The 23,476-nt window shown below is 59.7% G+C and carries 24 protein-coding genes and 2 pseudogenes; 11 read left to right on the forward strand and 15 right to left on the reverse strand.

The window, feature by feature from the left end; all coding sequences use genetic code 11:
* Nucleotides 1-43 precede the first annotated feature (43 nt).
* Nucleotides 44-946 (forward strand): bestrophin family ion channel, encoded by a 903-nt coding sequence (locus ABFB52_RS15045; RefSeq protein WP_039768508.1) that lies wholly within the window; start codon nucleotides 44-46, stop codon nucleotides 944-946.
* Between the two features lie 121 nt (nucleotides 947-1,067).
* Here ABFB52_RS15045 and ABFB52_RS15050 read toward each other — a convergent pair whose 3' ends face one another.
* The 3 genes from ABFB52_RS15050 to ABFB52_RS15060 all read right to left on the reverse strand — a co-directional run bounded on the left by ABFB52_RS15050 (nucleotide 1,068) and on the right by ABFB52_RS15060 (nucleotide 2,810).
* A complete protein-coding gene (locus tag ABFB52_RS15050) occupies nucleotides 1,068-1,382 on the reverse strand; it encodes an alpha/beta hydrolase (RefSeq protein WP_256656688.1) in 315 nt (104 codons plus the stop codon).
* A 73-nt stretch (nucleotides 1,383-1,455) separates the two neighbouring features.
* On the reverse strand, nucleotides 1,456-2,385 hold the full coding sequence (locus ABFB52_RS15055; RefSeq protein WP_102686159.1) for a ZIP family metal transporter: 930 nt from the start codon (nucleotides 2,383-2,385) through the stop codon (nucleotides 1,456-1,458).
* A gap of 176 nt (nucleotides 2,386-2,561) precedes the next feature.
* A complete protein-coding gene (locus tag ABFB52_RS15060; RefSeq protein WP_129974203.1) occupies nucleotides 2,562-2,810 on the reverse strand; it encodes a hypothetical protein in 249 nt (82 codons plus the stop codon).
* A gap of 150 nt (nucleotides 2,811-2,960) precedes the next feature.
* Between ABFB52_RS15060 and ABFB52_RS15065 the strand changes: the two are divergent.
* Together ABFB52_RS15065 and ABFB52_RS15070 are read left to right on the forward strand one after the other, a co-directional pair.
* Nucleotides 2,961-3,236 (forward strand): annotated as a pseudogene (locus tag ABFB52_RS15065) (short chain dehydrogenase); the annotation flags it as partial.
* A gap of 274 nt (nucleotides 3,237-3,510) precedes the next feature.
* Nucleotides 3,511-3,831 (forward strand): hypothetical protein, encoded by a 321-nt coding sequence (locus ABFB52_RS15070; protein ID WP_129974205.1) that lies wholly within the window; start codon nucleotides 3,511-3,513, stop codon nucleotides 3,829-3,831.
* Nucleotides 3,832-4,046: 215 nt separating this feature from the next.
* On the opposite strand, the gene ABFB52_RS15075 is transcribed toward ABFB52_RS15070, so the two are convergent.
* The 3 genes from ABFB52_RS15075 to ABFB52_RS15085 all read right to left on the reverse strand — a co-directional run bounded on the left by ABFB52_RS15075 (nucleotide 4,047) and on the right by ABFB52_RS15085 (nucleotide 6,720).
* A complete protein-coding gene (locus tag ABFB52_RS15075; RefSeq protein WP_127798173.1) occupies nucleotides 4,047-4,706 on the reverse strand; it encodes a carbonic anhydrase in 660 nt (219 codons plus the stop codon).
* Between the two features lie 133 nt (nucleotides 4,707-4,839).
* Entirely contained in the window at nucleotides 4,840-5,349 is a 510-nt protein-coding gene (locus ABFB52_RS15080; RefSeq protein WP_129974206.1) for a nucleoside deaminase, read from the reverse strand.
* A 30-nt stretch (nucleotides 5,350-5,379) separates the two neighbouring features.
* The gene (locus tag ABFB52_RS15085; RefSeq protein WP_102686155.1) at nucleotides 5,380-6,720 is read right to left on the reverse strand and encodes a nucleobase:cation symporter-2 family protein; all 1,341 of its coding nucleotides are present in this window, start codon (nucleotides 6,718-6,720) and stop codon (nucleotides 5,380-5,382) included.
* Between the two features lie 214 nt (nucleotides 6,721-6,934).
* Here ABFB52_RS15085 and ABFB52_RS15090 point away from each other — a divergent pair, with 214 nt between their 5' ends.
* Entirely contained in the window at nucleotides 6,935-7,849 is a 915-nt protein-coding gene (locus ABFB52_RS15090) for a LysR family transcriptional regulator (RefSeq protein WP_085745654.1), read from the forward strand.
* 42 nt (nucleotides 7,850-7,891) lie between these two features.
* Here the strand turns inward: ABFB52_RS15090 and ABFB52_RS15095 are convergent, their stop codons facing one another.
* Complete coding sequence (locus tag ABFB52_RS15095; protein WP_127798179.1) at nucleotides 7,892-8,806, reverse strand: LysR substrate-binding domain-containing protein; 915 nt, start codon at nucleotides 8,804-8,806, stop codon at nucleotides 7,892-7,894.
* A 198-nt stretch (nucleotides 8,807-9,004) separates the two neighbouring features.
* Here ABFB52_RS15095 and ABFB52_RS15100 point away from each other — a divergent pair, with 198 nt between their 5' ends.
* The 4 genes from ABFB52_RS15100 (at nucleotide 9,005) to ABFB52_RS15115 (ending at nucleotide 13,066) form a co-directional block, all read left to right on the forward strand.
* Nucleotides 9,005-9,754 carry an SDR family NAD(P)-dependent oxidoreductase gene (locus tag ABFB52_RS15100; protein ID WP_085745652.1) on the forward strand — a complete coding sequence of 250 codons (750 nt, stop codon included), beginning with the start codon at nucleotides 9,005-9,007 and terminating at the stop codon, nucleotides 9,752-9,754.
* 97 nt (nucleotides 9,755-9,851) lie between these two features.
* Entirely contained in the window at nucleotides 9,852-11,150 is a 1,299-nt protein-coding gene (locus tag ABFB52_RS15105; protein WP_064596576.1) for an MFS transporter, read from the forward strand.
* Nucleotides 11,151-11,168: 18 nt separating this feature from the next.
* On the forward strand, nucleotides 11,169-12,017 hold the full coding sequence (locus ABFB52_RS15110) for a transketolase (protein WP_129974207.1): 849 nt from the start codon (nucleotides 11,169-11,171) through the stop codon (nucleotides 12,015-12,017).
* Nucleotides 12,014-13,066, forward strand: coding sequence for a transketolase family protein (locus ABFB52_RS15115; RefSeq protein ID WP_129974208.1), 1,053 nt, complete (start codon nucleotides 12,014-12,016; stop codon nucleotides 13,064-13,066). Before ABFB52_RS15110 ends, ABFB52_RS15115 begins: the two co-directional genes overlap by 4 nt.
* On the opposite strand, the pseudogene ABFB52_RS15120 reads toward ABFB52_RS15115, so the two are convergent.
* Nucleotides 13,057-13,599: pseudogene (locus tag ABFB52_RS15120) on the reverse strand (helix-turn-helix domain-containing protein); the annotation flags it as partial. The gene ABFB52_RS15115 and the pseudogene ABFB52_RS15120 overlap by 10 nt on opposite strands.
* On the opposite strand from ABFB52_RS15120, the gene ABFB52_RS15125 reads away from it, so the two are divergent.
* The gene (locus ABFB52_RS15125; RefSeq protein WP_256656689.1) at nucleotides 13,489-13,797 is read left to right on the forward strand and encodes an SDR family oxidoreductase; all 309 of its coding nucleotides are present in this window, start codon (nucleotides 13,489-13,491) and stop codon (nucleotides 13,795-13,797) included. The pseudogene ABFB52_RS15120 and the gene ABFB52_RS15125 overlap by 111 nt on opposite strands.
* 33 nt (nucleotides 13,798-13,830) lie before the next feature.
* On the opposite strand, the gene ABFB52_RS15130 is transcribed toward ABFB52_RS15125, so the two are convergent.
* Nucleotides 13,831-14,031, reverse strand: coding sequence for a YbdD/YjiX family protein (locus ABFB52_RS15130; RefSeq protein ID WP_085745650.1), 201 nt, complete (start codon nucleotides 14,029-14,031; stop codon nucleotides 13,831-13,833).
* A gap of 97 nt (nucleotides 14,032-14,128) precedes the next feature.
* A complete protein-coding gene (locus ABFB52_RS15135; protein ID WP_129974209.1) occupies nucleotides 14,129-15,244 on the reverse strand; it encodes an aromatic ring-hydroxylating dioxygenase subunit alpha in 1,116 nt (371 codons plus the stop codon).
* Nucleotides 15,245-15,471: 227 nt separating this feature from the next.
* On the opposite strand from ABFB52_RS15135, the gene ABFB52_RS15140 reads away from it, so the two are divergent.
* Nucleotides 15,472-16,935 carry an aldehyde dehydrogenase family protein gene (locus ABFB52_RS15140; protein ID WP_129972891.1) on the forward strand — a complete coding sequence of 488 codons (1,464 nt, stop codon included), beginning with the start codon at nucleotides 15,472-15,474 and terminating at the stop codon, nucleotides 16,933-16,935.
* 61 nt (nucleotides 16,936-16,996) lie between these two features.
* Here ABFB52_RS15140 and ABFB52_RS15145 read toward each other — a convergent pair whose 3' ends face one another.
* The 3 genes from ABFB52_RS15145 to gabT form a co-directional block, all read right to left on the reverse strand.
* A complete protein-coding gene (locus tag ABFB52_RS15145; protein ID WP_039768527.1) occupies nucleotides 16,997-17,485 on the reverse strand; it encodes an Lrp/AsnC family transcriptional regulator in 489 nt (162 codons plus the stop codon).
* 45 nt (nucleotides 17,486-17,530) lie between these two features.
* Nucleotides 17,531-18,187, reverse strand: coding sequence for a 2-haloalkanoic acid dehalogenase (locus tag ABFB52_RS15150; RefSeq protein ID WP_129972892.1), 657 nt, complete (start codon nucleotides 18,185-18,187; stop codon nucleotides 17,531-17,533).
* A 96-nt stretch (nucleotides 18,188-18,283) separates the two neighbouring features.
* The gene (gene gabT / locus ABFB52_RS15155; protein WP_129972893.1) at nucleotides 18,284-19,576 is read right to left on the reverse strand and encodes a 4-aminobutyrate--2-oxoglutarate transaminase; all 1,293 of its coding nucleotides are present in this window, start codon (nucleotides 19,574-19,576) and stop codon (nucleotides 18,284-18,286) included.
* Nucleotides 19,577-19,862: 286 nt separating this feature from the next.
* Here gabT and ABFB52_RS15160 point away from each other — a divergent pair, with 286 nt between their 5' ends.
* A complete protein-coding gene (locus ABFB52_RS15160; protein WP_102716811.1) occupies nucleotides 19,863-20,789 on the forward strand; it encodes a glyoxylate/hydroxypyruvate reductase A in 927 nt (308 codons plus the stop codon).
* A 54-nt stretch (nucleotides 20,790-20,843) separates the two neighbouring features.
* Here ABFB52_RS15160 and ABFB52_RS15165 read toward each other — a convergent pair whose 3' ends face one another.
* Both ABFB52_RS15165 and ABFB52_RS15170 read right to left on the reverse strand, forming a co-directional pair.
* On the reverse strand, nucleotides 20,844-21,923 hold the full coding sequence (locus ABFB52_RS15165) for a tartrate dehydrogenase (RefSeq protein WP_085745644.1): 1,080 nt from the start codon (nucleotides 21,921-21,923) through the stop codon (nucleotides 20,844-20,846).
* Nucleotides 21,924-21,950: 27 nt separating this feature from the next.
* On the reverse strand, nucleotides 21,951-23,408 hold the full coding sequence (locus tag ABFB52_RS15170) for an NAD-dependent succinate-semialdehyde dehydrogenase (RefSeq protein ID WP_129972894.1): 1,458 nt from the start codon (nucleotides 23,406-23,408) through the stop codon (nucleotides 21,951-21,953).
* Nucleotides 23,409-23,476 lie beyond the last annotated feature (68 nt).

A 23,476-nucleotide genomic window follows, 5' to 3' on the forward strand; every position in this document is an offset into this window, starting at 1 on the left:
GAGCTTAAGCGTTTAAGCAAACTGCTCGCCACGAGGTTTCCGTTTGAAAGCTGCCATCGTCAAAAAATACCGCCTGATCATCAAGACCCTGGGCTACGTGGGCTGGTCTCTGTTCTGGTTGCTGCTGTGGGACATCGCCGTCACCGTAGACTTCATGCTGTTCCTCAACGCCAAGCTGAACCTGCCGCTGATGCCGCTGACCTTGCTGGGTTCGGCGTTGATCGTATTGATCAGTTTTCGCAACAGCAGCGCCTACAACCGCTGGTGGGAAGCGCGGACGTTGTGGGGGGCGATGATCAACAACTCCCGCAGCTTCGCCCGGCAGGTGCTGACGCTGCTGGACGACGCCGGCGGCGAGGTGAATCCGGTCAAATCCACTCTGCTGCGCCGCCACGTCGCGTATGTGAACTGCCTCGCCGCGCATCTGCAAGGCCAGCCTTGTCCTGACGAGGTGCGGGCGTTTATTCCCGCCGAAGAGTTCGCCCGCAGTGGCACGACCAATAACTTTGCCAACGATATTCTCACCGGCTCCGCGACTTTGCTCGCCAAGGAATACAAGGCCGGGCATCTGGACAGTATTCGCCTGGCGCGGCTTGAGTCGACGCTGGTCGACCTGTCCAACAGTCAGGGCGGCATGGAGCGGATCGCCAATACCCCGCTGCCCTACCCTTACGTCTATTTTCCGCGGCTGTTTATTTCGCTGTTCTGCCTGATCGTGCCGGTGGGTCTGGTCGAATCCCTGGGCTGGTTCACGCCGCTGGCGTCGACCGTGGTGGGATTCATGCTGCTGGCCATCGAACGCATCGGCACCGATCTGCAAAGCCCGTTTCGCCACAGCGAACACCAGATTCAAATGGAAGCACTGTGCGAAACCATTGAAAAGAACTTGCAGTCGATGCAACGTGATTCGTTGGGTGATGTGCGCAGGCTTGAAGAGCACGCGTGAGGCGCTGCTTTAGCAGCAGCGCGATAGCGGGTCTCCCCTTTTCCTTATCAGGTGCAGAGCGACTATTGATGAAACGAGCGGATTAACTGACCTGTGTGCGCTCCAGGCCAGCCTTGGTGTTTCAAATCGTGATCCTCGGCGCCTTCTCTTCATCGTCATAATGGCGGCGAAGAAATTCGCGGACCAGGACGGCAGTTCGTCCAGCGCTGGTCACCACAAAGAAATGTCCCTCGCCCTCCAGAAGGCGAAGTTCTGAACGTCGGATTGTGCGGCGCAGGATATGGCCGTTGTACGCCTGTATTAACGGATCGCGGTCGCCGGCAAGAATCAGCGTGCGTTGAAGCATCCGGGAAAAGCGAAGCAGGCTTGTCCATCCGATCAAGGCTGCGCGCTGGAAATAGTAGGTTCGCGGATTAACAGAGAGCATGCCTTTCATCACACCGAACCGCAGCAGCGTCTGAACTGAATGGCCGGATCTTTCTTGCTTGTGCGGGATGGGAGGTAAAGGGTCAACCCAAAGCCGTGTCGAGAAACATCATGACCCCGAAACCGAGCATCAACCCCAAGGTTGCAGGTGTCTCATGACCGTTGCGATGGGTCTCGGGAATGACCTCATGGGACACCACAAAAATCATCGCGCCCGCCGCCAGACCGAGCGCTATGGGATATCCCAATGCGAAGCTGCTCGAAATCCCCAAGCCGACGATCGCGCCTATGGGCTCCATCAACCCTGAGCCCACCGCAATAAGCGCAGCGCGAAGCGCTGAAATCCCGGTCACGCGTAACGCAAGGGCCACAGCCAGGCCTTCGGGAATGTCTTGAATGGCAATGGCAGTGGTTAGCGGCAATCCCACCTTCATGTCGCCATTGGCAAAGCTCACTCCAATGGCCATCCCCTCCGGCAGGTTATGCAGCGTGATTGCCAGAACAAACAGCCATACGCGATTGATGCGCTGCACCTCGGGCCCACGGCGACCGCTTTTCTCATGTTCGTGAGGCACGAAGCGATCCAGACCGATCATCAGCGCTACCCCCAATCCCAATCCTGCAACGACGACACAGGCTGCGAGCAACTGGTTACCGCAGAGCTCCTGGGCGGCTTCGATACCCGGAAGTATGAGCGAAAACGAACTGGCGGCCAGCATCATCCCGGCAGCGAAGCCCAGCATGATGTCCTGCGTTCTGGCGGCGATATCACGTAACGCGATCGCTGCCACCGCACCTATGGCCGTCGCAGCGAAGCCTGACATGCCGCCGAGAAATGCAAAGTGCAGATTTTGTTTGTTGGCGCCGACGAAGGCACCATACCCGCTGATCAGCAAGTAAAGCGTCACGCCAATCAGAATTGACCAGAAGGCTAGCCCGCCCCATCCGGATTTTGAGAACCGAACAAACCGTGAGCGAAGTGTTGCGCCAGATGAGGTCAACGGCTCGGACATCGCACCCTCCTGTTGTCTTGAGATGAAAAAACCGCACGCCCTTTGGCGTGCGGTCACGTCGTTAAGGTTGTGGTTCGCCTTTCACACCCGCCCCCAGGTCCGCACCCGTGATCGGATTGCTGTCTGGGTCGGACATCGCCCTGGCTTCGTCGGCAATAGACATGAGCTGAATGACCTCAGTGATAATCCTCACCGGCGACCGCACGCAGATAGGCCGCATCTGCCTCCCTTCTCAGGTCACGCCATTCGGAATCGGTCAACATACCCAACCGATGCATCTCATCAGACTGGCGCAATAGTTCCTCGTGATAGGCATCGGGACACTCCATGCGTAACGCTCGGTTCTCCAATGCACGATGCCAGGCATCCAGGGCTTTCAATCTGGATTCCTGCTCAAGCGTCAGTTGATTCTTGAAAGCATTCATTTCACCCACCCCCTACATTTCCCGGTTGAGCAACAGTTTTCGAATTAGGTTCAAAAGGTCTGACGAAGCACAGCCTTTCGGTAATCTCGATGGAACGTTGCGCCAGGCCCCGTCCTCTATCGCAACACCAGCGAATCTGAGGATTTCATCATGATCGACCCAGCAACCGGTATGAAGGCAGGCGAGCGCTACACCATAGACAGTCTCGAACGCACGCGACATTTCCCGGGTTTCTTCCTCGACGGAAAATATTATCTTGGCCCGGAATTGATGACGGCCATAGGTTGGCTGGAAGGAAAGCAGTTTTATTACGATGAACTTGATCCCACGGGTGAGCCGGTGTTTCCCGATCGACTCGCCGGGACTGTCGAGGACCTCACCCTGACTCTCGCGGACGGTGCGCGTTTGCCCTTGAACGAAATGCCGTACAGGGCAGATGTCGACTCCCCTGCCAGTCCAAGCAGTCTTAATCCATCGCCATCACGGAATCGACCTGCTCCGGCAAGCGATCAACTCGGAGTCGAGGGCGTCCGGATGTCAGGTAAACATCCGTATCCAATCCTCCTGGCGGCAGGCGCTGCGTTAATGCTGGGAATACTGCTTGGAGTCAAACAAGCCAATCGCCTTCCTACCCGAAAACCTAGATAGCCGTCCTTGCTGAATTTTTGGAGAAGTGCTCTTTGAACGGTCGGAGACAGGAATGCATCCAGTGACACCAGACGGTCGCTACTTTGTTGTCAAAGGCCAGCTATGGCGATGTTCCAACCCGTCTTTGGATGAAGATGTGCGCCAGCGTCTTGTCGATGCGCTTATGGCCGCTCGACGAGAGGTCAAGAACGCTAAGAGTGCGCAAGACGGGTCGCAACTCAAGCGCGCTCGGGAAAAGGTACAAATGGCCAAAGTGGCCCTCGGGGAACGGGGGCCTGTCTGGTGGGCTGATGGAAGCCCTGACTTCAACCGGCGGCTGGTCGTCAACTCCCCTTATGCCGAATGGTTCAGCTCGCTCCAAGAGCCTGATTAACTCTCGGCGTAAGGTGCGATTCGGATGATGTTCCAGTGTTGCTCATAATCGACGAACCGAGGCATTGGATGCACCCAATACAACCGCTGGCCCTCTGGCATTTGTACGACGTAGCCAAGTTAACGCTGCGGTGGCTTGGCATAAGGTGCCCAGCCCTTGACTCAACGCATGCTTAGAGAATTCTCGTTATCAGCGACGTGCAGTCCTTCCGCGAGTTACAACTGACCAGCATTGCGCGCAGCAACGGCAACGGTGGTCGGTGAATCGGAAAGCTTGACGAAGCGCCGAGTTGCACCATCCAGCGCATCGATGCAGCCCGCCTCGATGTCATAGACCCAGCCATGCAAATTCAAGCGTCCTTGCTCAAGCGCAAGCGCCACCGATGGATGGGTGCGCAGGTTCGCCAGTTGTGCGATCACGTTTTCACGAACGAGGCCATCGAGCTTGTCGCGTGGCGTATCGAACTCATGCGCCGCGTTGATCGCTTTCGCGGCGTCCGAGTGCCGAAGCCAGTTGGCAACTGCCGGAAGATGATCCAGACACGTGCAGCGTGAAATCGCGCCCATCGCTCCGCAATCCGAGTGGCCGCAGATCACAATGTCCCGTACCCCGAGCACTGCAACCGCATATTCGACGGTAGCCGAAACACCACCCGGTTCAGGACCATATGACGGCACAATGTTGCCGGCGTTGCGGATCACGAACAGCTCACCCGGCTCACGCTGTGTGAGCAGTTCTGGCACTACACGACTGTCCGAGCATGTGACAAACAACGCCTTTGGGTTTTGCTCTGTCGCGAGCTGCCTGAAAAGCTCGACGCGTTGTGGATACACCTCGCGCTGAAACCGCAGAAAGCCATCAATAATGTCACGCATAAAGTCCTCCAAAGCCTGATTCCGGATGCCGAGACGAGCACTCGATGCCTTCGCGCCTCAGTGGGGCGTCATTATCGCAGACGTTGCAGGCGAGTGCGCGACCTCACACCGCTCAAGCTTCGTTTCAAACCTGTCAGGACCAAAACCCTCTGTGCGGTTCAGCGGCCTCCCCCTCCAACATCGGCCCCAGCACGCTGACCTTGCGTTGCCCCTTGGCGAACACTTCGCGGCACGGCAGCGAGAACGTCGGGTTCTCAGGGTGGTCCCCCGTCAAACCCAGCAAGGCATGCTCCGACAAGGCATAGACCACCCGCCCGATCCCCGTCCAATACACGGCGCCGGCGCACATGCAGCAAGGTTCGGCGCTGGTGTAGAGCGTGCACAGTTCCAACTCCTGCGGCGACAGCAGTTTTGCCGCTGCCGCCGCTGCCACCAACTCAGCGTGCTGCGTCGGATCACCTTCCGGGGGCATCGAGTTGTTCCCCGCTTCGACAATCACCTTGCCGTTGCGGTCGGCCACCAATGCCGCGAACGGATGGCGATCGCGTTGCTTCGATGCCTCGGACAAGGCGATGGTCTGGCGCAGTAGTTTCAGATCAAGCGCGCTGATGCCAGCCGGGATGAGTTCAGTCAATTGATTCATGGGTAACTCCAGGGCAGTGGAAAACAAAAGTCAGTCGGCCAGTTCAGCCGATGTAGCGCCGATGGTTTCGGTCGATTTTTTTTCATCGTTGAGCAGAACGTTGAGGACGATGGCGGTGATCGCTCCGAGGAAAATTCCACTGTCGAGCACCAGTTTCAGGGTCGGGCCGACGTGTTCGAACAGCGCCGGAAAGGACATCGGCAGCACCCCGACACTCACTGACACGGCGACGATAATGCCGTTGCGCGTACCCTCGAATTGCACCCGTGACAGTTCCTGAATCCCCGCCACCGTGGTCATGCCGAACATCACAATCGCGCAGCCACCGAGCACCGGCGTCGGCACCGCGGCGATCAACGCGCCGAGTTTCGGGAACAGGCCCATCAGCACCATGATTGCCCCGGCAGCGGCCACGACGAAGCGGCTTTTCACGTTGGAAAGCGCAATCAAACCGGTGTTCTGGGTGAAGGCGTTGTAAGGAAAGCTGTTGAACAAGCCACCGAGCATGGTCGACAAGCCGTCGGCGCGAAATGCGTTGCCGAGGGTGTGTTGCGTGGTCGGTTTTCCGGTCAATTTGCCGATCGCCAGGCAGTTGCCGGTGGTCTCGGCCATGATGACCAGCATCGCCAGGGTCATGATCAGAATCGGCACCGGCGCGAACTCCGGCGCGCCGAACGCCATCGGCGCACTCAGCTCAAACCACGCCGCTTCGCTGACCCGATTGAAGTGAGTCATGCCGCAAGCCGCTGCGATCAGGCTGCCGACAAACAGGCCAATCAGTACGCTGAGGTTGCCGATGAAACCTTTGAATTTGGCGTAGATCACCAGCGTCACACTGACCGTGGCCAAACCGAGTAACAGGTTGGCGGGATTGCCAAAATCTGCCGCATCGGGATTGCCGCCGCCCAGCCAGATCGCCGCCGCTGGCATCAGCGAGATGCCGATAATGGTGATCAGGCTGCCAATCACCACCGGCGGAAAAAACCGCAGCAAGCGGCTGAACACCGGTGCCAGCGCAATGGTGAGAAAACCCGCCGCGATCACCGCGCCGAAAATCTGACTGAGGCCAAACTCCTTGCCGATCATGATCATCGGCGCCAGGGCAATGAACGAACAGCCCTGAATCAGCGGCAGGCGGGCGCCGAACTTCCAGAAACCGAGGGTTTGAATCAGCGTCGCCACACCAGAGGTCAACAGGTTCGCGTTGATCAGCAACACCACCTGTGCCGAGGTCAGCCCCATCGCACTGCCAAGAATCAGCGGCACCGCCACCGCTCCCGCGTACATCACCAGAACATGCTGCAAGCCAAACGTGAACAACTGGCGCAGTGGCAAAACCTCGTCCACCGGATGAATGCGTTGTGTGGTCATTTCACACGCTCCTGAAAGTGCGGCATCTGTTGAGATAGCGGGCATGCTCGGGGCGTTTGAAAGGAGGATCCGCCCCGGAGATCGTTTTGACGCGGGGCCATATTTGAACGTTTATTGCGATGAAACAAATTAGCAACCATCGCTTTTTCCGATGGCATGAATCTGGCATCTGCTAGCCACTCCAAACCTTCATTTCGAACCGGGAGTTCAACGCTTGCGCTTCTCACTCGATCAACTGCAGATGTTCGTCCAAGTGGTCAAAAGCGGATCGTTTTCCGCCGCCGGGCGCAAACTGGGCAAGACCCAATCGACCATCAGCGCAGCGATTGCCAACCTGGAAACCGACCTTGGCGTCGACCTGTTCGATCGCAGCAACCGCAGCCCTGCCCTCACCGCCAGCGGTCACAAATTACTGGTGCAGGCCGAAGCCGTGCTCGAACGCTGCATGACCTTCGAAGCCCACGCCGACTGCCTCTCGGACAACGTAGAGCCCAGCCTGACATTGGCCATTGAAACGCCGTACGGCCCGATCATGCCGGTGCTCAAAGCTTTCGAAGCAGCGTTCCCCTTTGTCGACCTGATCATTCGTCATCCGGTCCATGGCGACGTCAGCGAACTGGTCAGCAGCGGCGAAGCGGTACTCGGTGTGGCGTTCTCGCAGCCCGGCTACCCCAAGGAGCTGGCGTTCCAGCAACTGGGCAAACTGATCATGCTGCACGTCTGCCATCCCCGCCACCCATTGGCGCAACTCGAAAACGTCACATTCGAGGATCTGCACGTCCATCGCCGCCTGGCCTTCAGCGCCCACGCGAGCAAACTGCCGAGCAGCGAATACCTGCGTTCGACCCAGTTGTGGCAGGCTGAAAGCTATCTGGCGTTATTGGAAATGGTCCGAGCCGGACTCGGCTGGGCCACCCTGCCCCGCCAACTCATACAGCGTGAACTGGCCAAGGGTGAGCTGGTGGAATTGCTGCTCTCGGCGTACCCGCATACGGACTGGCAGATTGGTGTGGATTTGCTTTGGGCGCGGCAGCGGCCGCTGGGTAAGGCGGAGCGGTGGTTGAAGGAAAAATTGCAGGGCAACAAAGTGTATGAACTGGATCGCAACGGGCAGACCACCACGCTTTGAGGTTTGTACATGACGCCCAATACCTCGCCGATCGCGCCAGCATCAGTAACTGAAGTCATGCCCCAACTCACGCTGCATCCATTCCAGAAAACGCCTCACCCGGGGAAACCCCGCATGCGCCCTCGGGAAAACCAGGTGGTGCGCGGTAATCGGGGCACTCAGCCCGGGAATGACTTCAACCAACTCGCCGCGCGCCAGATAGTCCTGCGCCAGCAGCGTGCTTTCCAGTGCAAAACCAAGACCGTGGCTGGCGGCTTCGAGGGTCATGTAGGAGCGGTCAAAGCTCAAGGTATAGGGGCTTTCAGGGCGCGACAGCCCGTGTTGAGCAAACAGTTGCGGCCACTTGATCAGCGTCGCTTCCGACAGGATCAGGTTGCAGTCCAGCAAGTCGGCGACGGCGCGGATGGGGCGTTTTTCCAGAAGCTTGGGTGATGCGAGGACTGCGATTTTTTCGTTGCGCAACGTGCGCACTTCGAAACTTGGCCAGTTCGGCATGCCGTGGCGGATGTCCACGTCGATCTTGTCCCGACTGAAGTGCAGCGATTCATAGGAGCATGAGAGATTGAGCTGAATGTCGGGATGGCTCTCGCGAAACTGTTCCAGGCGCGGCATCAGCCACAACAGGCCGAAGCTGGGTGACGAATGCAATCGCAGGCAGTCGAGGCTGACATCACTGGTCGCACGCTCTGTTGCCACCGCCAGGCTGTGCAGGATGCCGGATATCTCGGACAGGTATTGCTCGCCCACGGGCGTCAACGTCACTCCCCTCGCCGTTCTGAGGAACAGCTGTCGCCCGATCATCGCCTCGAGTTTGGCCAGTTGGTGACTGACTGCCGAGGGCGTCAGGTCCAGCACTTCGGCCGCACGTGCGACGTTGCCAAAGCGCGCAGTTTGCTCAAAGGCCTGAATGGCTTTCAGCGGTGGCAGGATCGGCGGTGCTTCGCCAGATGAACTCATGATGATGGTTATTCCGCTGCAAGTGGCTGAGGCCGGGCGTTCGGCTATTCAAACACTGCAATCGCATGTTGGCGAGTGCTGAATTTTTTTCAGCATCCAGTGAAGTTTGCGTTATTGCTCAGGGTCGTTACGGGAGACAAGCTGAGTCATCGGTTCTGCACGGACCGACTCAATAACAACAATCAGAGGTTTTTTCCCATGCTTCTTCAAGGCAAAGTCGCGATCATCACAGGTGCTGCCTCCGCACGTGGTATCGGCCGCGCGACAGCTACGACCTTCGCTCAACATGGCGCCCGGGTGGTGATTCTGGATCTGGACGCATCCGCTGCCCGCGATGCCGCTGCCTCTTTGGGCGAGGGTCATCTCGGCCTGGCTGCCAACGTCGCCGACGAGTCTCAGGTGCAGCAGGCTGTCGCCACCATCATCGAACACTTTGGCCGGATCGACATACTGGTCAACAATGCCGGCATCACCCAACCCCTCAAGACCCTCGATATCCGCCCCGGTGATTACGACAAGGTGCTGGACGTCAGCCTGCGCGGTACGTTGCTGATGTCCCAGGCGGTGATTCCGCTCATGCGCCAGCAAGCCAGCGGCAGCATCGTGTGCATGTCTTCGGTTTCCGCACAGCGCGGCGGCGGCATTTTTGGCGGGCCTCATTACAGCGCCGCCAAGGCCGGTGTGCTGGGTCTGGCCAAGGCCATGGCGCGTGAACTGGGGCCGGACAACGTACGCGTCAACTCCATTGCTCCCGGCCTGATTCACACCGACATTACTGGCGGCCTGATGCAGGACGAGCGCCGCCACGCGATCATCGACGGCATTCCGCTGGGTCGTCTGGGCGAGGCGCAGGATGTGGCCAATGCGGCGCTGTTCCTGGCCAGCGACCTGTCCTCCTATCTGACCGGCATCACCCTGGATGTGAACGGCGGCATGCTGATTCACTGACACACGTGGCGGGCCTCGCGGCCCGTGCGGTTCTGGATCGATGATACGGCCGGGCATTCTTGCCCGGCGGTCAATAAAAACAAGAGATCAGACCATCATGACTACCCTGTCGCTCGAAGCCGTTTCGGCGGTGCGTTCCAACGCCTACCGTAAAACCGCCTGGCGCCTGATGCCGTTCCTGATGCTGTGCTACCTGTGCGCCTACCTCGATCGCGTCAACGTCGGCTTTGCCAAACTGCAAATGATGAACGATCTGGCGCTCAGCGAAACAGTCTACGGACTGGGCGCCGGCATGTTCTTCATCGGCTACTTTCTCTGCGAAGTGCCCAGCAACATCATCCTGCACAAGGTCGGCGCGCGAGTGTGGATCGCGCGCATCATGATCACCTGGGGCATTGTCTCCGCCCTCTTCGCCTTCGTCGAAACCGCCTGGCAGTTCTACGCCCTGCGCTTTCTGCTGGGCATTGCCGAAGCCGGCCTGGCGCCGGGTCTGCTGCTGTACCTCACCTATTGGTTTCCGTCCTACCGGCGTGCGCGCATGACGGTGTTGTGGTTCATCGCCATCCCGTTGTCGGGCATGGTCGGCGGTCCGCTCTCCGGGTGGATCATGAACCACTTCGCCGGTATGCACGGCTGGGCCGGCTGGCAATGGATGTTTGTGCTGGAGGCTGTGCCTACCGTGGTTGTCGGCCTGCTGGTGCTCAGCTACCTCAAGGATGGCGTGCATCAGGCCAGTTGGCTCAACGACGATGAAAAAGCCTTGATCGCTCGTGAGCTGGCGGAGGACGACCAGCAGAAAGTGACGCATGCGTCCGTGGGCGAATTCATTCGTGACCGTCGCCTCTGGCTGCTCGCGGGGATCTATTTCTGTGTGGTGATGGGGCAGTACGCAATCACCTTCTGGCTGCCGACCCTTGTGCGTAATGCCGGGGTCTCCGATCCGATGAAGATCGGCCTGCTGACCAGCCTGCCGTACCTCTGTGCCATCGCCGCCATGTTGCTGGTCGGACGCAGTGGCGACAAACATCGCGAACGCCGCTGGCACCTGATCGTGCCGATGATCGCCGGGGCCATCGGCCTGACCCTCGCGGCGCTGATGGGAGGCAATGTGATGCTGTCCATTCTCAGTCTGTGCCTGGCGGCTTCCGGCATCCTGTCCGCGACCTCGCTGTTCTGGATGCTCCCGACCACGCTGCTCGGCGGTGTTTCCGCCGCGGCCGGCATCGCCGCCGTCAACAGCTTCGCCAACCTTGCCGGCTTCTGCTCGCCCTACCTGATTGGCTGGATAACCACACTCACCGGCTCCAGCGCTATCGGCATGTATCTGATCACCGGCGTATTGCTGATCGGCGCCTCGCTGGTTCTGCGCATACCCGCCGCTCTGGTCAATCGTTGATTCACAGGAGAATTCACCATGACTGCCAACCTTTCATTCACAACACCCCAGACGCTGGCCGAGCGCGCCCACAACATTCGCCGCCATGCCTTGCGCATGGGCCAGGTGCAAGGCCAGGGCTACGTCGGTCAGGCCCTCGGTGCCGCCGACCTGCTCGCGGTCGCCTACTTCCATGCGCTGAGCTATCGCCCCGAAGACCCGGCGTGGGAGCCGCGTGATCGTTTCTATCTGTCGATCGGTCACTACGCGATTGCGCTGTACGCGGCGCTGATCGAAGCCGAGATCATTCCGCTCGATGAGCTTGAAACCTACGGCTCGGATGACAGCCGATTGCCGATGTCGGGCATGGCCGCCTACACGCCGGGCATGGAAATCACCGGTGGTTCGCTGGGTCAGGGGCTGGGCATCGCCGTCGGGGCCTGCCTGGGTCTCAAGCGCAATGGCTCGACATCGTTCGTCTACAACCTGCTGTCGGACGGCGAGCTGAACGAAGGTTCGACCTGGGAAGCCGTGATGTCGGCCTCGCACTGGAAGCTCGACAACCTGATCGCCATCGTCGACGTCAACAACCAGCAAGCAGACGGCCATTCCAGCGAGATCCTGTCGTTCGAACCCATCGTGGATCGCTGGCAAGCGTTTGGGTGGTTCACCCAGCGCGTCGACGGCAATGATCTGGGCGCACTGGTCGAAGCCTTCGATGCCGCCCGCCACCACCCTGGCACCCAACCCCGGGTGATCATCTGCGACACCACCATGGGCAAAGGTGTGCCCTTCCTCGAAAACCGCGAAAAGACCCATTTCATCCGCGTGGACGAACACGAATGGGATCTGGCACTGACCACGCTTGAAGAAGGAAAAAAACAATGAGCAACGCCGCCAACACACCGACCTCGACTGGCGAACCGATCAAGAAGCGTCTGACCACCTCGGCGATGATTGCCTCGATTGCCTCTGAAGGCCAAGCCACCCGCTCAGCACCTTTTGGCCATGCATTGGCTGCACTGGCAGATCAGCGTCCGGACATCGTCGGCCTTTCCGCTGACCTGTCCAAGTACACCGACCTGCACATTTTCGCCAAGGCCCATCCCGAGCGCTTCTATCAGATGGGCATGGCCGAACAGTTGCTCATGAGTGCGGCCGCAGGCATGGCCCGCGAAGGCTTCGTACCGTTCGCCACCACGTATGCGGTGTTCGCCTCGCGCCGCGCCTATGACTTCATCTGCATGGCGATCGCCGAGGAAAACCTAAACGTCAAAATCGTTTGCGGATTACCCGGCCTCACCACCGGCTACGGCCCCAGCCACCAGGCCACCGATGACCTGGCGATCTTCCGGGCGATGCCCAACCTGATGATCGTCGACCCTTGTGACGCACTGGAAATCGAACAGGCCGTGCCCGCCATCGCCGCGCATCAGGGGCCGGTCTACATGCGGCTGCTGCGCGGCAACGTGCCGCTGGTGCTGGATGAGTACGGGTATCAATTCGAGATCGGCAAGGCCAAGACCCTGCGCACCGGTAACGATGTCCTGATCATCTCGACCGGTTTGATGACCATGCGCGCATTGGAGGCCGCCAAGGCGCTGCAGACTGATGGCGTCGATGTCGCCGTGCTACATGTGCCGACGATCAAACCGCTGGATGAACAGACCATTCTCGCCGAGGCCCGCAAGTCTGGCCGGCTGGTGGTTACCGCAGAAAACAGCTCGATTATTGGCGGGCTGGGTGAAGCGGTTGCCGGGGTACTGCTGCGCAACGGAGTGACGCCGACGTTCAGGCAGATCGCGTTGCCCGACGCGTTCCTCGACGCCGGCGCACTGCCGACACTGCATGATCGCTACGGCATTTCCACCGACGCCGTCTGCGCGCAAATCAAGTCCTGGCTTTGGCTGCTGGCTGATCGGGGCGCTTACGGATGATCGCCCCGATCAGCTGGATTCTCTTGGCCGATCCGCCTGGCATCCCTTCGAACCGCCTGCGGCGGAACGCCAAACCCTCGCATGAATACTTCGCGCATGTGGCGACGGTCTCGAAACCCCGTTTCCTTCGCCACGCGATCCAGGCTGTGACGACTTTGCTCGATCATCACGCGAGCGGCCTCCAGACGCAGGCTTTCAACAGCTTTGGCCGGTGACTGGCCTGTCTCGGCAGTAAGTACCCGGGTGAATTGTCTGGGACTCAAGTGCACGACGTCGGCAAGTTCCTCCACGCTGAGCGCGCGGTCCAGGTGCGTGCGCGCATACTCCAGCGCGCTTTGAATACGGTCCGACTTTGGAGCAAGCGCAAGCAGTTCCGAATGCTGGGATTGCCCACCCGAACGCCGTTGATGCATGACCAGTTTGTGCGCCACCGACCTGGCCATGTCGGTGCCCAGATCCTTTTCCACCATGCCCAACGCCATGTCCAGCGCGGCTGTCATGCCTGCCGACGTCCAGACGGGACCGTCGACGATAAGGCTTCCGGCATTGGCCGCGCTTTGGCCGAGGCATTTCACCAGCGCGGCAATCAGGTCATCATCGCGGGCCGTCGCCAGGCCCTGCTGGATGAGATTGCTCGGGCCAATCCGGGAATCGACACCGTCCAGCTGGACATCAATGACCCGCAGCAAATCAAGGCCGTCGCCCAGGAAGTCATAGAGGAGGACATCTGAAGGCGATGGACGACGAGCGCGCTGAGGACCCAATCAGCAGCAACGCGTCGTGCATTGCCGTCCGCCGTAACGGGCTTTTTGCCGCTCCTCAAAAAATTCTTTGTAGGTCATTACCGGCTCGCCTGGATGACTGGCGGTTCGGAGTGCCACATAGTTATCGTAATCAGGCATGCCCACCATCAAGCGTGCCATCTGGCGTACCCAATTGTTGAAGAGATTCAGCTTGAACTTCATTTGCGCGTTTCCTTCTGGACTGGCGTTGCAGATGTACCGTCCCATTCTGCAAGGCATTTGTATCTGGCATGTGTCTGAGTGCCAGATCGACACCCCTCTATTCTCGTTCGCGGGTAACGTCCACCAACGGAATGGGCTCAATCGCCCAAGCGCGAACATGACGACGTTCAGGGCTGGGAACCGCGCACGCCATACGCCCCGTAAACGTGCGCGCGAGACGTTCTTCATCGATACGCCAGCCGCGCTGCTCCAGTGCCAGCACGCCTCTGCGAAAGGCAATCTGCAGTGCATCGGATTTCAATGAAACCTCCTGCTGAAACGAGTCCGGCACGCGCTCGGGCCGCACGTTTTTCAGCACAGCGTGATCTTGTTCGAAAATACGGATATTGCTGGCAATGAACCTGCGATCAAGCAGTCGGGAACGCAGGAATGTTCTGCCCATCATCCACCAGGTTCGCGTGCGATTGGCGTCAATCGGGACATGCGCCGAGACGATGTAGATCCGCCATCCATTCGGCAACTCAAGCTCCAGCGTTGTACACGGACCAGACCAATGAAACCCCGGCACAGTGACCACACTGACAAACTCGGTGGATGATTTGCGCCGTAACAGCCCTTTGCGCGCAGGCCTGCGCATAAGCATTTGTGCCTTGCCGCTCCACATATCGCTTTCGACATCAAACGATTCAATCTCGGGATGATCCGGATCGCCAAAAGTTGAGCCATGAACAAACGGCGCATGCGCAAAATCAAGACCGTTTTCAATAATCCGGTCCCAACTGGCCTCCCAGTCAAAATGGCCTGATACCACCCGCACGGCAGGATCATCGATCCAGTCGAGTGCGGGTAGCGGCGGACGCTCAGGCTCAGGCAGGTCCCCTAGAAATGCCCAGATCCAGCCGTAACGCTCCAGCGTCGGATAGGCGTCGACGCGGGCCTTGGCAGGAATTCGCAGGTCCGGCTGCGCAGGTATATGTGTGCAAACTCCATCCGCACCAAATCGCCAGCCGTGATAGGGGCATTGCACACTGTTGCCCACCCTTCTGCCGCCCGACAACGATCCGCCGCGATGCACGCAAACATCCGAAAGCACGTGAGCGACGCCAGCGTCATCACGGAACGCAACAAAAGGCTGTCCGAGCAAACGAACCGGCATCAGTCCGTCAGTCAACTGCGACGATGGAAGAACGACGTACCAGAGGTTGGTGAGCATGAGTGCGTGCGACCTGTCAGGTTGGAAAGATAAAACAGAGACAATGTCCGCCCCTGAGATACAGCAGATTATCCCTTGCCGACTTCAAGAACGGCATATTTCGACTGAGCCCTTTTGTTAGCTTATTCAAACCACAGGGCACCGCATGTACCGGTGCCCTGGCGCCGCTCTTCCCTCCCTTCCCCTGCTGTTAACAGCCCCCATCAGTCCTTTAAGGAGCTAGTTGGATGACAACACAATCTTCGAATACCTACGCCGTGGATTCGCATACGTCTCAACAGTTTTATATCAATGGAGGCTGGTGTTCGCCGGCAACGCCTGGCAGTTCGCCCGTGGTCAATCCAGCGACTGAAAGCGTAGTTGCAGAGGTTGCCAGCGGGTCGGCCGCAGACGTTGATCGGGCCGTCGCTGCAGCGCGTGCGGCATTTCCTCGCTGGTCTGCGACCTCCGCCGAAACGCGCGCGGGTTTTCTTGGGAAGATTTACGACCTGATCCTTGAACGAAAAGAGTCGCTTGCGCAGGCGCTCTCTCTGGAAATGGGTGCTGCCATCGGTTTCGCCCGAGCGATGCAAGTGCCTTTGGCGGCCGAACACGTTCGGATTGCCCGTGATCTGCTGTCCACCTATCGCTTCCAGACGGTTGAAGGCGGCACCGCGATTGAACGCGAACCCATCGGCGTCTGCGGTCTCATCACCCCCTGGAACTGGCCGCTTTATCAAATCACCGCCAAGGTGGCCCCGGCAATTGCCGCCGGATGCACAGTGGTGCTGAAACCCAGCGAACTGTCACCGTTGAGCGCCCTTCTTTTCGCCCAACTGGTGCATGACGCCGGCCTGCCACCGGGTGTCTTCAATCTGGTCAATGGCACGGGCCCCGAGGTCGGCGGCGCCATGGCTGCGCACCCGGATATCGATATGATTTCGATCACCGGTTCAAACCGTGCAGGTGCGCTGGTCGCCCAGGCGGCCGCCCCTACAGTGAAACGCGTCACCCAGGAACTGGGCGGCAAGTCACCCAACGTGCTGCTGCCCGATGCCGACTTCGCCAACGTCGTGCCACTGGGCGTGATGACGGCGTTTCGCAACGTCGGGCAATCCTGCAGCGCCCCGACCAGAATGATCGTACCCAGGGACCGGCTGGCGGAAGTCGAGGCACTGGCCTCCGCAACCGCCAACGCGATCATCGTGGGGGATCCACAATCGGAAGAAACGGTACTCGGTCCGATAGCCAATGAGGCCCAGTTCAAGCGCGTGCAAGCCATGATCGAATCGGGCCTGAATGAAGGGGCCAAACTCGTCTGCGGCGGACCAGGCCGCGTGCCTGGTCATGAAACAGGCTTCTATGCCCGACCGACTGTCTTTTCCGAGGTCGACTCGAGCATGCGCATTGCCCAGGAGGAAATCTTCGGGCCCGTGCTGTGCATCATTGCCTATGAAACGCTCGATGAGGCTGTCGCAATCGCCAACGACACCGTGTACGGACTGAGCGCCCACGTTCAATCCCGCGACCTTGATCAGGCACGCGCCGTTGCCTCACGCATCCGCGCAGGACAAGTACTGCTCAACCACCCGGCCTGGAATCCCATGGCCCCGTTCGGTGGCTACAAACGATCCGGCAATGGTCGTGAATTCGGTGTCTACGGCTTTGAGGAATATCTGGAAACCAAAGCCATCGTCGGCTTTGGTGGCTAATACACAATGGGGGACAGTCAGCTGTCCCCCATTGGTTCGCACCTGATGGATGTAGGGAGCTTCAGTGACGCAACAACTTGCGCAACGGCACACCGTCCTTGAGCACCGGGGACTTGATAACGATGTAGCTGAAGTACTTGGAAATGCCGATGTTTTTATCCAGCAGGCTTTCAATCACTTCCTGATAGTGCTGAATACTGCGCGTCATGAAACGCACCAGATAATCGTAACCACCGCTGATCAAATGGCACTCGAGCACTTCATCCACCAGCCGGATATTCGACTCGAACTTGGCGAAGTCTTCGCGCTTGTGGTCACTCAGGGTGATTTCGGTGAAGACCGTTACCGATTCGGTGATCTTCGCCAGGTTCAGGTGTGCCTTGTAGCTGGAAATGTACCCGGCCGATTCCAGCCGCTTGACCCGTTGCAGACAGGGGCTGGCCGACAATCCCACGGCATCGGCCAGGCTGACATTGGTCATGCGCCCGTCCCTCTGCAACTCAACCAGGATACTGATGTCGATGCGGTCCAGTTTGACTAAACCTTCCATTGCGAACCTCTTGACTGCCATTTGTAGGACAATCTACTAGCAAAATCAGCGCCGTAAACACTGCTGATGCTGTGCGACCAGATCAGCCATGCTGTTGATGCAATAATCCGCAGCGCAGGGGGTCGGTTGTTTACCCCGTTCGCGCCCGATCAGACATACATCGGTCAGCGCCGGGCCACGGGCGGCGGGTCGGGTCACCCGCAGAATGTGTACCGGCTTCAGCTCGTTGGCATTCAACCATTCCTCGTCCCGCAGCGGATCGCTGGCCAGCGAAATAAAGTCATCGGCGACAATCCCCAAATGCTCGCACAACACGGCGCGATCCTCGGCATCCCGGTCGCCCACCACCAACAGGCGATAAAACTTGCGCAAGTACAGCATCGCTCCCGGTGCGTCTTCGAACAATGACCAGTTGGCAGCAGAGCGCGCGAAACTCATGCCCTCCTCCCAACTGGCTTTCAGGCTCCAGCGCTCGGCCAATTGGCGATGGGCAAAACACAGCAATCCACTGAAGCCCAGTTCGGCAAAGCGGGGATAGAGTCCCTGCACCACCTCGCGAAATTCGCCCAGCACCTGTTCCTTGTCCGGGCGCCCGCCCCGGCTGTCGAGCAACGGCTGCAGCGCTGTCCAGACACCCGAATCACGGTCAACCAGGACTTCGTCGCAATCGATGAGCAGTGCTCGATAATCAGTCAGCCCCATGGTGTACACAGCCTCCGATGATGCGTTTCATCAATCCGTGCGCCAAAAAGGTTCAGCGACGCTGGCCAGCGACCGCGCCGCTGAACCCGGCGGACATCAGTTCAATACCCGTGCCAATGCAGCCTGCAGAATCTGCAACGCTTCGTCGATCTGCGCTTCGGTCGTCACCAGTGGCGCGAGGAAGCGCAGGACGTTGCGATAGACGCCGCACTTGATCACCAGCAAGCCACCTTTGCGCGCTTCATCGATCACCCGCTGGTTCAGATCAGCGTCCGGGGAGCGCGCTTCATCGTCTTTGATCAGCTCGATGGCCAGCATGAAACCGGTGCCGCGTACGTCACCGATCTGCGGGTGGCGGCGCTGCAACTGCAGCAAACCTTCACGCAGACGCTTGCCCAATGCATCGCCACGTTCGAGCAGTTTCTCTTCTTCATAAGCGTCGATCACCGCAAGGGCCGCGGCGCAGGAAAGTGCATTGCCGCCGTAGGTGCCGCCGAGGCCTCCGGGCAGTGGCGAATCCATGATTTCAGATTTGCCGACCACGCCCGACAACGGTAGCCCGCCGGCCAGACTCTTGGCGACGGTGACCAGATCAGGCTGGATGCCGGCGTGCTGGAAACCGAACCACTTGCCGGTGCGGCCGAATCCGGTCTGGATTTCATCGAGGATCAGCACGATGCCGTGCTTGTGGGTCAACTCGCGCAATGCCTGGAGGAATGGTGCCGGCGCCGCAAGGAAACCACCGTCGCCCTGCACGGGTTCAATGATGATCGCCGCAACCCGCTCCGGCGCAACCTGGGTGGCGAGCAACTCGTCCAGCGCCTTGAGCGCCATCTCACTGGTGACGCCGCGATAGGCATTGGGATATGGGGTGTGAAACACCTCCGGCGCGAATGGCCCGAAGTTCTGTTTGTAGGGCTGGCTCATGCCGGTCAGCGTGGTGCCGAGCAAGGTGCGTCCATGGAAACCGCCGCGGAAGGAGATCACCGCAGAGCGGTTGGTGTGAGCGCGGGCGATTTTCACCGCGTTCTCCACGGCTTCGGCGCCAGAGGTGAAGAACGCCGCTTTGTAATGTTCCTCGCCACCTATCATTTCGCACAAACGCTGGGCCAGATCCAGATACGGCTTGTAGGCCACCACCTGAAAGCAGGCGTGCGAGACTTTTTGCAATTGGGCCTGCACCGCTGCAACCACTTTGGGATGGTTATGGCCGATGTTCAGCACGCCGATGCCGCCGACGAAGTCCAGATAACGCTGGCCGTCCACGTCCCACAATTCAGCCCCTTGGGCGCGATCAATCACCAGTGGGTGAGCGGTGACCAGTCCGCGTGGCACGAACTGATCACGCTGACGGAGTAAATGAGGCGTTTGGTCGACTTGGCTGTTCATGGCATTTCCCTTCGTGAGTCCGGCAGCCCGGAGTGAATGCAGGAGGTGGTTACACAGGGTCTTAAGATTAAGACTTGTGCGTAACGAACTACGCCGAACTTGGCCCCTGAGAAATCCGGATCGACTGTTTTCACCCTGCCAAACGGCAGATTCCTTCAGGCCGCCGAATCTGCCGGGCGCGTGCGTATATGAGGTGACGCGCAGTGTTCGCAGCGCTGCTTTCGACAGATCCTGCTCTGGGGTTGGGCGATGATGGGAGCACCTTCAACCTCCTCAGGAATTGACCATGGCCCTGCTCTACAAAGCTGACCCCGTGCGCGGCGAACGGTGGAAAGCACTGTTCGCCGAACATGCCCCGGACATCGAATGGCGCGCCTGGCCGGACATCGGCGATCCCGCAGACATCAAATACCTGGCGGCGTGGCAGGCGCCAGAAGATCTGCAGACGGTGCTGCCGAATCTGCAGGTGTTATTCGCGTTGTCGGCCGGCGTCGATCAACTGGACCTGAGCCGTGTCCCGCCAAGTCTTCCGGTGGTGCGCCTGCTCGATCCCGGGATCACCCAAGGCATGTGCGAGTACGCCAGTTTTGCCGTGCTCGCTTTGCACCGGGACATGTTGCGCTATCGCCAGCAGCAGATCGCGCGGTGTTGGCAGGCGCACCTGCTGCAGCCGGCGCATCAGCGTCGGGTGGGGGTGATGGGCCTCGGTACTCAGGCGCAGCAGATTCTCGCCACCTTGCAGCCCCTGGGCTTTGCCCTCAAGGGCTGGGCGCGCAGTGCGCATCGGATTGCCGGCGTCGAGTGCTTTGCCGGTCGCGAGCAACTGCCGGCGTTTCTGAGCCAGTGCGACATTTTGATTTGCGTATTGCCGCTGACCGAGCAGACCCGTGGCATTCTCAATCGTGAGTTGTTTCGGCAATTACCGCGTGGCGCGGCCCTGATCAACATGGGGCGCGGTGGGCATCTGGTGGAAGAAGACTTGCTCCAGGCGCTGGACAGCGGGCAACTGAGCGGCGCGGTGCTGGATGTGGTGCAGAACGAACCGGCGCCGGCGGATCATCCCTTCTGGGGCCATCCGCAGATTCTGCTGACGCCGCATATCGCGGCGATGACCCAGCCGGAAAGCGCATTTGCTGTCCTGCTGGAAAACATCCGCCGCTTCGAGCGCGGCGAGTCCATGAGCGGTCAGATCGACCGCAGCAAAGGTTACTGATTCAGACCCTCTGCACGAGCGAGCAGGCTCACTCGTGCAGAGGATGACGATGCTTCAGAGGAACTCGGCGATGGCCCTGCCGACATCCTGGGTCGAGCCCTTCCCGCCCAGGTCCGGGGTGATCGGGCCCTCGGCGATCACCCGCTCGATCGCCTGCAGGATCCCGTCGTGTGCTGCGCGATAACGCTCGTCACCGTTGCCCAGGAAATCGAGCATCAGCGCCCCGGACCAAATCATCGCAATCGGGTTGGCGATGTTCTGCCCATAGATGTCCGGCGCCGAACCATGCACCGGCTCGAACAGCGACGGAAAACGTCGCTGCGGATCAAGGTTGGCCGACGGCGCAATGCCGATGGTTCCGGCACACGCCGGCCCGAGGTCGGAGAGGATGTCGCCGAACAGGTTCGACGCCACCACCACATCGAACCGATCCGGTTGCAGAACGAAGCGCGCGCACAAGATATCGATGTGCTGCTTGTCCCACGTCACCTGCGGGTACTGCGCAGCCATCAGCGCGGTGCGCTCGTCCCAATAAGGCATGCTGATCGAAATGCCGTTGGACTTGGTCGCTGCGGTCAGGCGCTTGCGTGGCCGGGTCTGGGCCAGGTCGAAGGCGAACTTGAGAATCCGGTCGACACCCCGGCGGGTGAACACCGATTCCTGCAGCACGAACTCATGCTCGGTGCCTTCGAACATCTTGCCGCCGACCGATGAATATTCACCTTCGGTGTTCTCGCGAATCACCACGAAATCGATGTCCCCCGGTTCGCGCCCGGCCAACGGGCATGGCACCCCGGGGAACAAGCGCACCGGGCGGATATTCACGTACTGGTCGAAGTCGCGACGGAATTTCAGCAGCGACCCCCACAGGGAAATATGGTCCGGCACTTTCTCCGGCCAGCCCACGGCGCCGAAGTAAATCGCGTCGAAGCCCTTGAGCTGTTCGAACCAGTCCTCGGGCATCATCTGCCCGTGTTCCAGGTAGTAATCGCAATGCGCCCAGTCGAGCACTTCAATGCTCAAGTCCAGCTGCCATTTTTTCGCGGCCTGCTCCAGCACCCGCAGCCCCTCGGGCAGCACTTCCTTGCCAATCCCGTCGCCGGCAATCGCGGCGATCTTGAAGACCTTGCTCATCAGTTGTGGCTCCCCGTTGTTGTGAAGTTACAAGCCGCCGATGTGGAAGGCTTTGACTTCAAGGTATTCATCAAGACCGTATTTGCTGCCTTCACGGCCCAGCCCCGATTGCTTGATGCCGCCGAACGGCGCGACTTCCATGGAGATGATTCCGGTGTTGAGGCCGACCATGCCGAATTCCAGCGCTTCGCCGAAACGCCATGAGCGACGCAAATCTTGAGTGAAGTAATACGCGCCGAGGCCAAACGGCGTGGCGTTGGCCAGCGCCAAGGCTTCGGCTTCGTCGGTGAACCGCATCAGCGGCGCGACCGGGCCGAAGGTTTCTTCGTTGGCCAGGAGCATGCCGGCGTGGGCATCGCCAAGCACCGTCGGTTGCACAAATTGACTGTCACCCTCGGGAACGCCGCCGCAGAGCAACTGCGCGCCCTGGCTCAAGGCATCATCGATGTGGCGGGCCACCTTGCTCACGGCCGCCTTGTTGACCAGCGGGCCGATGGTCACGTTGTCTTGCAGGCCATTGCCGACCTTGAGCTTGCCGACTTCCTCGACCAGACGCTGGGCAAAACGCGGGTAAATGCCGTTCTGTACCAGAATCCGGTTGGCGCAGACGCAGGTCTGCCCGGCGTTGCGAAACTTGCTCAGCATGATCCCGGTAATCGCCTGCTCAAGATCAGCGTCGTCAAACACAATAAACGGTGCGTTGCCGCCGAGCTCCAGGCTCAATCGCTTGATGTGTTCGGCACTCTGGCGCATCAGCAAACGGCCCACCGCAGTGGAACCGGTGAAGGAAATCTTGCGTACCGTCGGATTGCCGGTCAGCTCTTCGCCAATCCCGGCGGGCATGCCGGTCAGCACATTGAACACCCCGGCCGGAATGCCGACGCGCTCAGCTAACACCGCCAACGCGAGCGCCGACAGCGGCGTCAGATCCGACGGCTTGACGATGATCGGGCACCCCGCCGCCAGAGCCGGTGCACACTTGCGGGTAATCATCGCGTTGGGGAAATTCCACGGTGTGATCGCCGCGCAGACTCCCACCGGTTGCTTGAGGGTCAACAGTCGGCGGTCGCCGCTGGGCGCCGGCATGGTTTCGCCGTAAATCCGCCGAGCCTCTTCGGCAAACCATTTGACGAAACCCGCGCCGTAGCGGATTTCACCTTGGGCTTCATTCAGCGGCTTGCCTTGTTCGCAAGTCATGATCAGCGCCAGGTCGTCGAGGTTGTCGATCATCGCCTGATACCAACGTTCCAGCAGCGCCGCACGCTCGGCGGCCGGTCGTGCCCGCCAAGCGGGCCAGGCCCGCTCGGCGGCATCGATGGCGCGTCGGGTTTCCACACCTTGCATGGCGGGCACGCGGCCGATCAATTCGCCGCTGGCCGGGTCGACGACATCCAGGGTCGCGCGGTCATCGGCGCCGATCCACTGGCCGTTCACATAAGCGAGTTCTGCGAGAAGACCGGGGTCTTTCAAACGATTCTTGAGCATGGTCGAGTCCTGATCCGAGACAGATTCCAGTCTAGGGAGACTCGACGGATAAGGATGCTGAAAGCGCG

Source organism: Pseudomonas sp. 9.2(2024) (assembly GCF_039695385.1).
Taxonomy (GTDB): domain Bacteria; phylum Pseudomonadota; class Gammaproteobacteria; order Pseudomonadales; family Pseudomonadaceae; genus Aquipseudomonas; species Aquipseudomonas paraglycinae.

Bases quoted from the DNA above. Each gene is read 5' to 3' on its own strand.
- ABFB52_RS15055 (WP_102686159.1), bottom strand. From the start codon at position 2,385: ATGTCCGAGCCGTTGACCTCATCTGGCGCAACACTTCGCTCACGGTTT.
- ABFB52_RS15165 (WP_085745644.1), bottom strand. From the start codon at position 21,923: ATGAGCAAGGTCTTCAAGATCGCCGCGATTGCCGGCGACGGGATTGGC.
- ABFB52_RS15100 (WP_085745652.1), top strand. From the start codon at position 9,005: ATGCTTCTTCAAGGCAAAGTCGCGATCATCACAGGTGCTGCCTCCGCA.
- ABFB52_RS15080 (WP_129974206.1), bottom strand. From the start codon at position 5,349: ATGAATCAATTGACTGAACTCATCCCGGCTGGCATCAGCGCGCTTGAT.
- ABFB52_RS15060 (WP_129974203.1), bottom strand. From the start codon at position 2,810: ATGAATGCTTTCAAGAATCAACTGACGCTTGAGCAGGAATCCAGATTG.
- ABFB52_RS15050 (WP_256656688.1), bottom strand. From the start codon at position 1,382: ATGAAAGGCATGCTCTCTGTTAATCCGCGAACCTACTATTTCCAGCGC.
- ABFB52_RS15135 (WP_129974209.1), bottom strand. From the start codon at position 15,244: ATGCTCACCAACCTCTGGTACGTCGTTCTTCCATCGTCGCAGTTGACT.
- ABFB52_RS15115 (WP_129974208.1), top strand. From the start codon at position 12,014: ATGAGCAACGCCGCCAACACACCGACCTCGACTGGCGAACCGATCAAG.
- ABFB52_RS15170 (WP_129972894.1), bottom strand. From the start codon at position 23,408: ATGCTCAAGAATCGTTTGAAAGACCCCGGTCTTCTCGCAGAACTCGCT.
- ABFB52_RS15070 (WP_129974205.1), top strand. From the start codon at position 3,511: ATGCATCCAGTGACACCAGACGGTCGCTACTTTGTTGTCAAAGGCCAG.
- ABFB52_RS15105 (WP_064596576.1), top strand. From the start codon at position 9,852: ATGACTACCCTGTCGCTCGAAGCCGTTTCGGCGGTGCGTTCCAACGCC.
- gabT (WP_129972893.1), bottom strand. From the start codon at position 19,576: ATGAACAGCCAAGTCGACCAAACGCCTCATTTACTCCGTCAGCGTGAT.
- ABFB52_RS15130 (WP_085745650.1), bottom strand. From the start codon at position 14,031: ATGAAGTTCAAGCTGAATCTCTTCAACAATTGGGTACGCCAGATGGCA.
- ABFB52_RS15110 (WP_129974207.1), top strand. From the start codon at position 11,169: ATGACTGCCAACCTTTCATTCACAACACCCCAGACGCTGGCCGAGCGC.
- ABFB52_RS15150 (WP_129972892.1), bottom strand. From the start codon at position 18,187: ATGGGGCTGACTGATTATCGAGCACTGCTCATCGATTGCGACGAAGTC.
- ABFB52_RS15085 (WP_102686155.1), bottom strand. From the start codon at position 6,720: ATGACCACACAACGCATTCATCCGGTGGACGAGGTTTTGCCACTGCGC.
- ABFB52_RS15095 (WP_127798179.1), bottom strand. From the start codon at position 8,806: ATGAGTTCATCTGGCGAAGCACCGCCGATCCTGCCACCGCTGAAAGCC.
- ABFB52_RS15075 (WP_127798173.1), bottom strand. From the start codon at position 4,706: ATGCGTGACATTATTGATGGCTTTCTGCGGTTTCAGCGCGAGGTGTAT.
- ABFB52_RS15160 (WP_102716811.1), top strand. From the start codon at position 19,863: ATGGCCCTGCTCTACAAAGCTGACCCCGTGCGCGGCGAACGGTGGAAA.
- ABFB52_RS15140 (WP_129972891.1), top strand. From the start codon at position 15,472: ATGACAACACAATCTTCGAATACCTACGCCGTGGATTCGCATACGTCT.
- ABFB52_RS15145 (WP_039768527.1), bottom strand. From the start codon at position 17,485: ATGGAAGGTTTAGTCAAACTGGACCGCATCGACATCAGTATCCTGGTT.